Source organism: Schaedlerella sp., assembly GCF_056796775.1.
The window spans coordinates 1-13,289 of record NZ_JBQIKP010000057.1; the positions used below are offsets into that span (position 1 = coordinate 1).

General features: G+C 43.0%; 12 protein-coding genes and 1 pseudogene. 10 read left to right on the top strand and 3 right to left on the bottom strand.

Annotation, left to right across the window (positions count from 1 at the left end):
• Nucleotides 1-104: 104 nt before the first annotated feature.
• A pseudogene (locus ACTOY7_RS18565) lies at nt 105-254 on the top strand (tyrosine-type recombinase/integrase); the annotation flags it as partial.
• Between the two features lie 320 nt (nt 255-574).
• Here the strand turns inward: ACTOY7_RS18565 and ACTOY7_RS18570 are convergent.
• A complete protein-coding gene (locus tag ACTOY7_RS18570) occupies nt 575-1,795 on the bottom strand; it encodes a 6-phosphofructokinase (RefSeq protein WP_482672728.1) in 1,221 nt (406 codons plus the stop codon).
• 154 nt (nt 1,796-1,949) lie between these two features.
• Here ACTOY7_RS18570 and ACTOY7_RS18575 point away from each other — a divergent pair, with 154 nt between their 5' ends.
• Entirely contained in the window at nt 1,950-2,966 is a 1,017-nt protein-coding gene (locus tag ACTOY7_RS18575) for a glycosyltransferase family 2 protein (protein WP_482672729.1), read from the top strand.
• Nucleotides 2,967-3,069: 103 nt separating this feature from the next.
• On the opposite strand, the gene ACTOY7_RS18580 is transcribed toward ACTOY7_RS18575, so the two are convergent.
• Entirely contained in the window at nt 3,070-3,774 is a 705-nt protein-coding gene (locus ACTOY7_RS18580) for a hypothetical protein (protein ID WP_482672730.1), read from the bottom strand.
• Nucleotides 3,775-3,956: 182 nt separating this feature from the next.
• Nucleotides 3,957-4,991 carry a LacI family DNA-binding transcriptional regulator gene (locus ACTOY7_RS18585; protein ID WP_482672731.1) on the bottom strand — a complete coding sequence of 345 codons (1,035 nt, stop codon included), beginning with the start codon at nt 4,989-4,991 and terminating at the stop codon, nt 3,957-3,959.
• Nucleotides 4,992-5,229: 238 nt separating this feature from the next.
• On the opposite strand from ACTOY7_RS18585, the gene ACTOY7_RS18590 reads away from it, so the two are divergent.
• From ACTOY7_RS18590 to ACTOY7_RS18625, 8 genes are all read left to right on the top strand, one after another.
• A complete protein-coding gene (locus tag ACTOY7_RS18590; protein ID WP_482672732.1) occupies nt 5,230-6,603 on the top strand; it encodes an ABC transporter substrate-binding protein in 1,374 nt (457 codons plus the stop codon).
• A gap of 13 nt (nt 6,604-6,616) precedes the next feature.
• Entirely contained in the window at nt 6,617-7,489 is an 873-nt protein-coding gene (locus ACTOY7_RS18595; protein WP_482672733.1) for a carbohydrate ABC transporter permease, read from the top strand.
• A complete protein-coding gene (locus tag ACTOY7_RS18600; protein ID WP_482672734.1) occupies nt 7,489-8,349 on the top strand; it encodes a carbohydrate ABC transporter permease in 861 nt (286 codons plus the stop codon). The genes ACTOY7_RS18595 and ACTOY7_RS18600 overlap by 1 nt, the downstream gene beginning before the upstream one ends.
• Nucleotides 8,350-8,445: 96 nt before the next feature.
• A complete protein-coding gene (locus ACTOY7_RS18605; RefSeq protein ID WP_482672735.1) occupies nt 8,446-9,810 on the top strand; it encodes a glycoside hydrolase family 32 protein in 1,365 nt (454 codons plus the stop codon).
• Nucleotides 9,811-9,872: 62 nt separating this feature from the next.
• Nucleotides 9,873-10,484, top strand: coding sequence for a rubrerythrin (gene rbr, locus ACTOY7_RS18610; RefSeq protein WP_482672736.1), 612 nt, complete (start codon nt 9,873-9,875; stop codon nt 10,482-10,484).
• Between the two features lie 63 nt (nt 10,485-10,547).
• On the top strand, nt 10,548-12,296 hold the full coding sequence (locus ACTOY7_RS18615) for a S8 family peptidase (RefSeq protein WP_482672737.1): 1,749 nt from the start codon (nt 10,548-10,550) through the stop codon (nt 12,294-12,296).
• Nucleotides 12,297-12,596: 300 nt separating this feature from the next.
• Nucleotides 12,597-12,839, top strand: a complete 243-nt coding sequence (locus tag ACTOY7_RS18620) for a SymE family type I addiction module toxin (protein ID WP_482672738.1) — start codon at nt 12,597-12,599, stop codon at nt 12,837-12,839.
• Nucleotides 12,840-12,841: 2 nt separating this feature from the next.
• A complete protein-coding gene (locus tag ACTOY7_RS18625) occupies nt 12,842-13,288 on the top strand; it encodes a DUF5348 domain-containing protein (RefSeq protein ID WP_482672739.1) in 447 nt (148 codons plus the stop codon).
• The last annotated feature ends 1 nt before the right edge of the window (nt 13,289 follow it).

Sequence of the window (13,289 nt, forward strand, 5' to 3'; positions counted from 1 at the left end):
TTCAACTTGGAAAAGGAATTGAATAAATGACGGCAAACGCTCAAACCCCTTGAAAATAAAGGCTTTTTCCGTTTGTCGTTATTATACCGTAACGGCACACTTTTGCAACCAGATGCATAGAAAATGGTATGCAGCCACAGGTTTTAAAAAGTATATTAGGTCACAGCAGCCTGGCTATGACAATGGACTTATATTCTCATGTACTTCCGGATACAAGGTCTGAAGAGATGAGAAAAATTTCAGATTTGTTTTAGTGGAATGGGAAAGAAAAAGAAGTGGTGTAAAAAGTGGTGTAAACTGTGCGGCGAATCTAAAACACCGATAACATCATCACCACAAAGCCCCATAGAAAGGGAGGATGCCGGGTCACCGCTTTCGCAGTGCCCGGCATGTATTATGAAAAAGTTTATTCAAAATAGTGTGCTACTATGATTACGTCGTTGTTTTCTTCTGATGATATTATTATACGAATCAGCTATGAAGAAACAATGTTAAAGGAGTAAAAGAATTTTGAAAGATAAGTGAACAAACTGTTAACATGTATCCTCCCTGTTATGAAATTCTTATATTTCCTTTATCTGCGATATGCAAACAGAGGGATTCCGTTCTTAGTAGGCAGTTCTACATATCCTTGTGTTAAAGGTCTTGCGTAATCAATAAAGGCATCGCTGATATCAGAACCTTCATTAATGATCCACTCTTCCGGAACAGGCTTTTCTTTGTTGCAGATAATATTCACATCTGCGGTGCCGTAAGATAATTCATATGGTACGCTTTTATTTCTGATAAAGGTGATCATTTTTCCGGTCTCGCCTTCCAGTGCGGCATGCACAGCATAGATGCCGGCATTTACAGCCTCATCAAGGTCTACTCTGGACAGGTGCGCGCAGGAACAGCGCTGGCATACGTTCAGCTCTATGGAACGTACCTTTACACCGATCTTTTCTTTGACAAGATTTTCCAGATATTTTCCGGAACCGGTCAGCATCTTATGGCCGAAGTTGTCAACCCCTACATCGCTGGCATATTCACAGATGAATGTACCGTTACCGTCATTGATACCTTCAGAGATGCATACTACAAGGTTTGGAGTAGTCTTTAAACACTCTTTTACCTTTTCAACAAATGTCTCCTGATTGAAAGCAACTTCAGGAAGGTATATCAGTACCGGATTATCACCCTCAAATTTGCGCGCGAGCATACTCGCGGCAGTGAGCCATCCTGCGTGGCGCCCCATGATCTCTACGATCGTTACAGACTGTTTATTATCGTAGACAGTGGCATCAGTAGCAATCTCCCTGACAACGGTAGCAACATATTTTGCTGCGCTTCCATAGCCGGGAGTATGGTCTGTCACTACCAGGTCGTTGTCAATGGTCTTTGGAACACCGATAAAACGGATATCACTTTTTATTGTTTCGGCATAGCGGGAGAGCTTGCTAACCGTATCCATAGAATCATTTCCTCCTATGTAGAAGAAATAGCCGATGTCCTTATCATCAAATTTTTTAAATAACTCTGGATATACAGGGTCATTTAAATCCTCCGGGAGTTTATAACGGCAGGATCCGAGATAAGCTCCAGGTGTTGTTCTCACAAGTTCCAGCTCATTGGTGGTATCAAGAGCGCCGATATCCATATAGTGGTCATGTAAGAATCCTTCGATTCCGTTGACCATGCCATATACATGTCCTGTCTCTGGATGTTTGAGTCCTTCCGATACAACACCGTAAAGACTTCCGTTGATTACTGCTGTTGGACCGCCGGATTGTCCGACAATTATGTTTTTCTTCATATATCATTCCTCCATTTACAATAACTATATCGGATATTCGGGAATTTTACAATTGGATATTTACTTTTTTTATCCTTTTAAAAAAAATAAGTTGGAAAATATGAATGAATGCTTTATACTAAGTAGCATTGAATAACAATAGGAGGAGAATAAGATGAAATACATTTCATTTGCGATTCCATCATATAATTCGCAGGACTATATGTCACGCGCGATTGAAAGCATTCTTTCAGGAGGCGAAGATGTTGAGATTATTATCGTTAATGATGGGTCAAAGGATGGGACGTTACAGATAGCTCAGGAATATAAAGAAAAATATCCGGATATCGTCAAGGTGGTGGATAAGGAAAACGGAGGACATGGAGATGCAGTTAATTCAGGACTTGCCAATGCAACCGGAAAATATTTTAAAGTAGTTGACAGTGATGACTGGGTTAACGAAGAGGCATTGCTTCGGATTCTTTCATTTTTGAAGGAGTTGGAGAAGGAAGATAAAGAGATTGATATGTTGGTTTCTAATTATGTCTATGAAAAAGTTGGCGCAGCACATAAGAAATGTATTCATTACCGGAATGTACTGCCCCAGAACCGGATTTTTACATGGGATGAGATCGGGCGTTTCCGTCTGGATCAGTATATACTGATGCATTCAGTGATCTACCGTACGTCTATGATCAAGCTCAGCCAGATGACATTGCCGAAGCATACTTTTTATGTGGATAATATTTATGTATATTATCCGCTTCCCAATGTACGCAAGATTTATTATATGGATGTAGATTTCTATCGTTATTTTATTGGCAGGGAGGATCAGTCAGTTAATGAAAAAGTTATGATCTCCAGAGTGGATCAGCAGATTTTTGTGACGAAGACTATGATTGATATGTATCAGCTCCGTGATATTGAAAGCAGAAAGCTCAGGCATTATATGGTGAATTATCTGGCAATCATGATGACAGTTTCATCTATTCTTTTGATTCGTTCAAAGAAACAGGAAAATCTGGAAAAAAAGAGGGAGCTTTGGAAATATCTTAAGAAAAAAGATTTAAAGACTTATCTGAGGATCCGGTACGGGATACTGGGGCAGACTATGAATATCCCGGGCAGACCGGGACGCAGGATTTCTTCATTGGCATACTCAGTCGCAAGAAGGATTATTGGATTTAATTAAAATGATATTCAGAACATGCGATTAAAAGATCTGCGGTATCGCGTAACCAGGGCATTAAAGACGGGACACAGTGTTAAAACTGTGTCCCGTGTCACATCAGCTGTTAGTCATAGTAATAATCGTCATCATAATCGTAATCATCATCATCATCGTCTGCAACGACTTTGACCGTATAGGTGATCTTTTTTGTTTTTGCTTTTTTATTGGTACAGGTACAGGTGATTTTGGTAGTACCAGTTTTCTTGGCTACAAATTCTACTTCGCGGCCGGTCCTGCGTCTGCTTTCAAAGCCAACAATGCTTTTATCTTTGATCGTCCATTTCAGCTCGCTGTTTTTGATGGAGTGGCCTTTTTTTACTTCAAGATCAAAATCATCATAGACTTCTTCAATTTTTTTAGAGCTGCCCACTTTTCTCAATGAATAATCCGCAGGCCTTTTTTTAACAGTCACAGTAATTACATCGCCGTATTTTTTCTTGTTTTTTCCAACAACATAGCAGCGTATCTTTGCTTTTCCCGGCTTTACTGCTACAAAGTCCATATCATCGCCATCGCGGTCGTTATCTTCGAATTTTACATATTTTTTCCCTGAGATGATCTGCCATCTAAGATAATCATCATCTGACCTTCTGGGAGTCATCTTTGCTTTTATTTCAAATTCTTTTCCCTGTATTACTTTCATAGATGACTTGGAAATAGATACTTTTTTTGGTCTTCTTCCGTCTGCCAGAGCAGTCGTACCAAAGCTGCCTGTTATTACAAGTACTGCTGCCATGATTGACAGAAAAATCTGTTTTGCTCTTTTCATAACTTACCTCCTTTGATAGAAATCAAACATTTTCTGTTTATTTCAAATATATAAATACTATATGTATTTTGACACAAATAAATTAAAATTGTATTAAAATCATATAATTATCGTGAAAAATATATAGAAATACTTGCTGGTTCAACTGCTGTATTACCTGAGAAAGAGAGTGGAACTTAAAGTTACATTTTCTCAGTAGTATCCCGCCTTATCAATATAGGTGTAATGACCTTGTGGACCGGTTCTTTTAATGAGACCGGCCTTCTTTTTTTTCGCTCATTCATCTGCTCCACAAGAAGGCTGACTGCTTCATAGGCAATCTTATCAATCTGCTGGCCAATGGTGCTGATAGGCATTACCGCTTCTCTGGAAATAGGGGAGTTATCGAAGCCAATAATCAGGTAATCGTCTGGAAGAGCACCGTATTTTCTTATGAGAAGGTTTAAAAATACATTTGCCTGTGTATCGTTGGACAGAAAAACCCCCTTTTTCTTTCCGGTGTATCTGTGATTCAGATCGTCAAGGACTGTGCTTAAATGCTCCTGAATGGATTCATAAGTACTTCCCATTTCTTTTAAGATGATCTCATGGGGAAGCTGCTTTTCACTGCACAGATCTAAAAAACCTTCGATACGCCCATATGCAGGAACCGCTTTATCTGCAGGAGAATTGATGTGTACCAGAATATCGCAGCCTGATCTGAAAAGAAGGCTGGTGGCCTGATAACCGCCCATATAGTTGTCTGTGTTCACACTGCATACATACTGGTCTTCCCGCTCTATGGTGACAATGGGGAGATTAAGGGTGTGAAGTTCTTTTGAAGGAATCGTATGGCTTAATATGATCAGACCTTCAATCTTATAGGCGAGGAGTTCTTTAATATACTGCCGCTCAGTCTCTTCATTCTCATTGCCGATGAAGACCAGGAATTTGTAGCCGAATTGTTCGTAGGTGGACAGAATCTTGTCTAACATCTCGGAATAATAGTGGAGAGACAGATTTGGAATGATGATGCCGATAAATTCTGTCTTTCCGTTAGCAAGGATGCGTGCTACTTTATTTTCTTTATAGTCCAGATCAACGAGAGCTTTCGCGATGATTTCCTGGTTCTCAAGAGTGAGAGAATCGGGATTGTTAAAATATCTGGAAATGGTTGTCTTGGAAAAATGTGTGTACTTTGCGATGTCATTGAAAGTGATGCTCTTTTTTGGTGTCATGTCTGCCTCTTTTCATTGTTATTCAATGCTGTCATTATATCAGAAGAGAGGTTTGTAAGCAATGAGTAATCGGTTAAGTAACCGGTTTTGTATAATATATACAAATTCTATTATATGAAATCAGACATATTTCACAAAGATGTTTTTGATAATTGACGTAAATTATTTTCAGTGTTAGAATAAAAATATCAAAAGTAACCGGTTACTTTACCGGTTAAGAAAAAAGGAGGAATGATTCATGAGAAAGAAAGTCATGGCAAGACTTGTCTCAGTAATGTTGACCGTGGTATTGATGACAACGATGCTGACCGGATGCAGATTCGGATTTGCCAGTGACCCGGATGACCCGAACGCGGAAGATAAGAAGGAACCTATCGATACATCGACAGATACCTTTGAATATGACTCTTCCCTTGACGGGACGAATATCACGCTTCTTAATACGAAAGCGGAGATTCAGGTCGCATTAGAGGAGATGGGGGCGGAGTATGAGAAGAAGTCCGGTGTTCATATAGAAGTCATGCCGGTCAGTGACGATTCACCCTACACAAAGATGATAAGCCTGTACAATTCAGGCAATCCGCCTACCATCGCGATTCTGGACACAACGGATGTTATTGCGCTGGCAGAAGAAAAGGCGGTCGATATGACGAATGAAAACTGGGTTTCGCAGGCAGAAGGGTATACCACAACAATTAATGGCAAGATCTACAGCTTTCCGTTATGTATTGAAGGACGCGGGATTATTTATAATAAGTCAGTAATTGAAAAGGCTCTGGGCGAAACTTTTGATCCGGCTTCTATTACTACACTGGATGAGTTTCAGGCATTTCTTGACAGGCTGGTGGAAGCGGGAATTGAAAAACCGGTATCCATGGCAAAGGAGGACTGGTCTTTAGGAGCCCATCATCTCCAGTATATTTACGAGACTTATGACGGAACATCAGAGGGTGCGCAAAAGGTAGTGGAGGAAATCAAGGCAGGAAAGATGGATCTTAGCGCGTATAAAAGAATGTCTGAATTTTTAGATATCTTTGATGTGCTGAAAGAGTATAACGTGGCAAAGGGCGACCCTTTAGGAGCAGATTATGACGAGATGGCTATCGACCTTGCGGATGGCAAGACGGCGTTCTGGTTCAACGGAAACTGGGCATGGCCGAACCTTTCGGAAGCGGGAGCCAAGGAGACGGATGAGTATGGCTTTCTTCCGTATTTTATGAATAATGACAAGGATGATTTTGCGAATCAGATGATTCAGGGCGCGCCGTCAAAACAGGTGATGGTTGACCGGCAGGTTGCTACTGAAAAAGAACAGGCAGCGGGAAGGCAGTTCTTAAACTGGATCGTATACAGTGAGATCGGGCAGCAGATGCTTGTAAAGACCTGCAATATTATACCGCCGTTTCAGAATAATCCGTATGAGCCGGCCGACCCCTTAAGCAGGGATATTTATAAAAAAGTACATGAACAAAAAGCATTCAGCGCGTCGGTGATCGTACCGAATGACCACTGGGCGGTGCTTGGAGCTGCAATGCAGAAATACCTTGCAGGCAGAAGTGACCGCGGGGAACTGATGGAATCCATTCAGGATTACTGGAATGAGCAGGAATAAGGAGGAGCAGGATATGAGATCAAAAAATAATGGAAAAGATTTCTGCATGTTTGCATTACCGGGTATGTTTTGCTTCTTTGCAGTTGTGATCATCCCGTTTATCTATGGTGTATATCTGACACTGACAGACTGGAACGGTGTCGCCGCGGTTAAAAATTTTGTCGGATTTAAAAACTTTGGAGGTGTGATAAAAGATACCGGATTTTGGACATCCCTGCTTCTGACATTTAAATATGTAATATTTGTTGTTATCATCGTAAATGTGCTTGCGTTTGCCATAGCATATCTGCTGACGAGGGGCATGAAGGGAGAGAATTTTTTCCGCGCGGGCTTTTTTACTCCAAACCTGATCGGCGGTATCGTACTTGGATATATCTGGCAGTTTGTATTTTCCAGAGTATTCGTAAGTATCGGAGAGAGCACCGGATGGAAACTTTTTGAGGTATCGTGGCTGTCTGATCCGACAAACGCGTTCATCGCTCTGGTAGTTGTGTCTGTATGGCAGTTGTCCGGCTATATGATCTTGATCTATGTAGCGGGCTTTATGGGGCTTTCTGAGGATGTCATGGAGGCGGCCAGCATTGATGGGGCTTCCGGATTCGTAAAGTTAAAGAGTATTATCATGCCGCTTATGATGTCATCCATTACAATCTGTCTGTTCCTTACATTATCAAGGGCATTTATGGTATACGATGTCAATCTGTCGTTAACGGCAGGGGCGCCTTACGGTACGACAGAGATGGCGGCAATGCACGTATATGAAAAGGCATTTACATCAAGACAGTTTGGAGTCGGCCAGTCTGAGGCATTGATCTTATTTGTCATTGTAGCATGTATCAGCGGAGTTCAGGTATACCTGACAAAGAGACAGGAGGTGGAAGCGTAATGAAACAGACATCAATCGGAGGAACAAAAAGGAAAGTGGCAAATATGCTTGCAATGGCAGGACTTATCATCATCTTCCTTGCATATATGTTCCCATTTATCATGGTAGTGATCAATTCTCTGAAGCAGAAGAGGGATATTATCAAAAGCCCGTTTTCATGGCTGTTTACCATCAAAGGTCTTTCCTTTGACAACTTTGTAAAAGCATATACCCAGATGGACTTTCTGAACGCGTTTAAAAATTCACTGATCGTAACTGTGTCTGCGACAGTGCTGGTAACGCTTCTGGCTGCAATGCTGGCGTATTATATCGTTCGCCACAATAACGGAATCTCTAAGCTTACATTCGGATTGATGGTGGCCTCTATGATCATCCCGTTTCAGGCTATCATGATCCCTCTTGTAAGCATTTACGGAGGAACGCTTAACCTTCTGAACCATAGAATTACATTGATCTTTTTACATACCGGTTTTTCGATGGCTATGTCAGTGTTCATGTTCCACGGATTTATCAAGGGAAATGTGCCGCTGGCGCTTGAAGAAGCCGCTTATATAGATGGGTGTACGCATTCACAGACATTTTTTAAGATCGTGCTGCCGCTTTTGAAGCCGATTATTTCCACAATGGTAATTTTAAATTCGCTGGCATTCTGGAATGATTTCCTTTTGCCGTCGCTTGTACTGACAGATAAGAAGCTGTTAACACTTCCTCTTTCTACTTACAGCTTCTACGGAACTTACTCTGCAGATTACGGTACGATTATGGCGGGGCTTTTGCTGTGCGTAATTCCGATACTGGTTCTGTACGTTGCACTGCAGAAACAGATCATCGGCGGTGTTGTGGCGGGTGCCGTGAAATAATGTTATTATTTGCGTATTGCCAAAAGAGGGTATTGAAAAATACCCTCTTTATCATTATACTGGATTTAAGAATTTAGAGACAGGCAGGAAATTGACATGATAAAGAATACATTACATCTGAAAGCGCCGGGTAACTGGATCAATGATCCTAATGGATTTATCTATTATAAAGGCAGGTATCATCTGTTTTATCAGTATTTTCCCTATGCTCCTGTATGGGGAACTATGCACTGGGGACATGCGGTAAGCGAGGATCTTATAAGCTGGGAGCATGTGGGGGTAGCCCTTTTTCCTACAATATATGAAGATTCAAACGGCTGTTTTTCTGGAAGTGCCATAGAGTGGAACGGAAAAGTGAACCTGTATTATACAGGGATCCATTACAATGAGATAAATGCGGAAAATATCCACGTGGATGCAAAGGATCATGATGCCGCACAGCTTATGATATCCTCTGAAGATGGATTTGTTTTTGACAATTTCGGCGGGAAACGGGTTATCATTCCTAAGATAGAGGATACAGAAATCGGGGATTATAAAGACACAAGGGATCCGAAAGTATGGAAGGACGGAGATGTCTTTTATATGGTTATCGGCAGTACATATAAAGGTGAAGTCGGGCGGGCGCTTTTTTATAAGAGCGAAGACGGTGAAAACTGGAGTTATGTATCGCAGATCCGTAATGAAAGGTTTGGAAGATCGCTGGAATGCCCGGATATGTTTAAGTTGAATGGCCGGTATGTGTTCATGGGTTCACCGATGTATATTGCTGAGGAAGCGGGAGGTTATGAGCATCATGCCATATGTATGCCTGCTGATTTTAAACCGGAGACGTGCAGCTTAAGCCTTCACGGAAATTATCAGTATATTGATTATGGGCTGGATCTTTATGCGCCCCAGACTAATCTGGATGCGGCAGGGAGACGTGTCATGATCGCATGGATGAGGATGCCAAAAGCAGTGGAGCAGGAAGGAGAAAAACCGTGGAATGGAATGATGTGTCTTCCAAGAGTTGTGGAATTGGAAGATGATCACATTTATTTCCGTGTGCATCCGCAAGTGGATCAGTTTTTTGAAAAAGAGATTCTGACAAAAGAGAGGCTCCTTTCCGGTAAGGAAGACTTTCAGAAGCTTTCCATTCCTGATAAAGAGCCGTATCGTGTTCAGGTTACTCTTGAGGAAGGAGAGACTCTGGATATCGGGGGATTCAGGATCTGGGCGGAAAGGGATTTCATAAAAACAGACCGAAGCCGTGTGTTTGGAGATATTGAAGGACACCGTATGGTAAGCAGTACGCCGAAAGTATATGGAAATTATAAGCTGGATATATTTGCGGAACCGAATCTTATAGAAGTGTTTGTGAATGACGGGGAATATGTGATCAGCAATGTAGTGTACGGTCTTGGCAATTATATCAAGGGGCGCGTAGAAAAGATTGCGGCCGGAAAAAATATTTGCTGAATTATATGTATAATATGGCAGTCATGGTACATACTACCTGAAAAAGAGAAGGAGTGTGTAACATGGCTGTTGATTTTAAAGAGAGCAGAACAAGAGAGAACCTGATGCGGGCATTTGCGGGGGAGAGTCAGGCAAGGAACCGTTATACGATAGCAGCCGAGGCGGCAAAAAAGCAGGGAATGTATGCGTTAAACCAGATTTTTTTGTTTACAGCGGATCAGGAGAGAGCGCATGCGGAAAGATTTTATGGGCTGTTAAAGGATTTGTCCGGGACAACGATCCACATTGACGGAGGATATCCGGTGGATCATTTTGATGATGTGGTGAAGCTTTTAAAGTCAGCGCATCATAATGAAATGGAAGAATTTGACGATGTATATCCGGCGTTTGCAAAGGTTGCTGAGGAAGAAGGCTATAGCGAAGCGGCGTATACTTTCCGGGAAATTGCTAAAATTGAGGAAATACACGGGAAACGGTTTGGAAAGCTGGCGGAGCTTGTTGAAAACAGCAAAATTTATGTAAGTGGCGAGGAGAATGACTGGATGTGCTTAAATTGCGGGCATATCTATCATGGCAAAAACGTCCCTGCAAAATGTCCGGTATGCCAGCATGAAAGAGGGTATTTCATACCGGCAGGACTGGCGCCGTATCTGGCACAGTGCTGCACGAACTGATAGATGCATAAGACATGTATAATGGTCATATGATATGTCAATGACAGGTACTGGAGCAATATTTTGACAGGTCAGAAGGTTGAAAATATTTTAAATCTGGCACTTGATGCCACGGAGGAAGAGAGAGAGAAATCCTTGCAGCTTGATATCGGTTATGATCCGATAGAAAAGTCATGGGAACTGATCATAAAGTATTCAGGAAGCTTAGATCCGGTGAGGGAGATAGCGGAACAGGTTATAGAACTTATGAACGAATATGCGGTGATAACGGTAAGGGAATCCCGTATCAGTGAACTGGCATCGCTGCCTCAGGTTGAATATGTGGAAAAACCAAAAAGACTGTTTTTCCAAACAGCAAACGGAAGACGGGTATCTTGTATCGATACGGTGCAGGATAGCCGTTTTTCTTTGTTTGGACAGGGAGTTTTCGTTGCGGTGATAGATTCAGGGATTGATTATACGCTGGCTGATTTCTGCAACGCTGACGGTACGACGAGGATACGCTCTCTTTGGGATCAGTCTTTAAGACCGAGAGAGGGGGAGGCGGCACCGAAAGGATATGAGATCGGAGTGGAGTATACAAAAGAAAAGATAGATGAGGCTTTGAAGGCCCAGACTCCGGCAGAGAGAGGGAGACTGGTAGCGACTAAAGATACGTCTGGTCATGGCACTGCGGTGGCAGGAATCGCGGCGGGAAACGGGAGAGGTGCCAAAGCAGACTACCGCCGCTATGCAGGCGTGGCGCCGGAGAGTGAACTTTTAGTCGTAAAACTTGGAAATCCGTCAAGCGATGGATTCCCCCGGACGACAGAACTTATGATGGGTGTTGATTATGTTGTCCGAAAGGCACTTGAATTTCAGATGCCGGTCGCGATTAATATAAGTTTCGGAAATACTTTTGGATCTCATGATGGAACATCGCTTTTGGAAAGATTTATTGACGATATATCAAATGTGTGGAAGAGCTGTATCTGTATTGGAACCGGCAATGAGGCTGTAAGTGCAGGACATATATCAGGACGTCTGACGGATGAAGGTGAGGCAGTGATAGAACTTGCCGTTCAGGATAACCAGCCGTCACTGAATGTACAGATATGGAAAGAGTATGTAGATGTGGTGGATATTTCCATCATATCACCGTCAGGAATCCGGATCGGACCGGTGCAGGAAATACTGGGGCCTCAAAGGTATGTGGCAGGACAGACGGAGATCCTTCTTTATTATGGTGAACCAAGTCCCTACAGCACGGCGCAGGAGATTTATATCGATATGATACCCCGTGAAAGTTATATTAACGGAGGCGTCTGGCGGATCGTGCTGATCCCCAGAGACATCGTGTCCGGAGAATATCAGATGTGGCTCCCAAGTGAAGGGGTGCTCAATCAGGGAACGGGATTCTTATATCCAACGGACAATATGACCCTTACCATACCTTCAACAGCAAGGCGTGTGATATCCGTAGGGGCGTATAACGGACTGACATTTGCCTATGCGGATTTTTCAGGCCGGGGTTCTCTTTCACGGTGGGGGGAAAATATCATCAAACCGGATATTGCAGCACCCGGGGTGGATATCACTACTACAGCAGCAGGAGGCGGATATGCGTCGTTCAGCGGGACCTCCTTTGCGACACCATTTGCATCAGGCGGGGCAGCGCTTATGATGGAGTGGGGGATCGTGAGAGGGAATGATCCGTATCTGTATGGGGAGAAGGTGAAGGCGTATCTTAGGCGCGGGGCGAGGGCGCTGCCGGGGTTTACAGAGTATCCGAATCCGCAGGTGGGGGCGTATGGTAATATAGTGTCAAGTTAGCAAGGAGCCAGTAAAATCAAGGGTTTCCGCTGATTTAGTCCTATGAAAAAACTGCTGTGAAAACAGCAAAATTGGATAAGGACGGGCCTGTTTTTAACCAGAAAACCGAAAATCAAGCAACTTGACACTAATATACCACAAAGCCGAGTGGTGTTGTTAAAAGTGTGCCTAAAAGGGGTGATAACTGAATATTTTTAAGTTTAGGTAGGACTAAATTAGCTTTTCATGCGGACAAGTATCGTGTCTGCTACGGCTGATTTAGTCCTATTTCTTATTGAACCATATTAACAGGAGGTACGAATGAAATCAAGAGAAATGACGGTTTACAGAGCAAGGGGGAACGATAAAGACCTTACGGTTCCGATGATTATGATGCAGGGAAAGTGGCTTCGTGATATGGGTTTTACCGTTGGCGACAGGATATCCGTAACCTTGCAGGATGGAAAACTTGTGGTAGAGAGGACAGGCCGGGTATGGTCTGACCCGAAAGGGATTGCGGCTGTGAAAGAAGGAGCCGGAATGTGCGATGGGAAGGCGGTGTAAATATGGCAGATTTAAACATGGTATTAAAGGAAGCACAAAAGCTGAATGGGAACATCAGGAGCCTGCTGAGGCTTTCCACTTATGAGGATTACGATGATCTGAGCGGGCTGTCTATTGACTATGCGGACGGGCAGCAGCTTTTCCTCCAGACTGAACTCCGGGAGATCATGGAGAAGCTATTGGATGTGACAGGCAGGATTGCATATCTTTCCCGCCCGGTTATGGAGACAAGCCGCCTGCATAAGAACAGGAGCGGAAGGTACGAGACAGAAAGCGGCTATTATTATACCAGTGGAAACAGCATTGAGGCGCTGGTGAAAGACGATTACCAGGAAGTGCCTTATTGGGTGTGGACGAGCGTAGAGCATGACGGAAAGGACTATTATCTGGCAGGCCATAAGAATGTACGTCTGGACGGGCTGACCGTCCGGGTGAGAAAGGCGGTGTGAG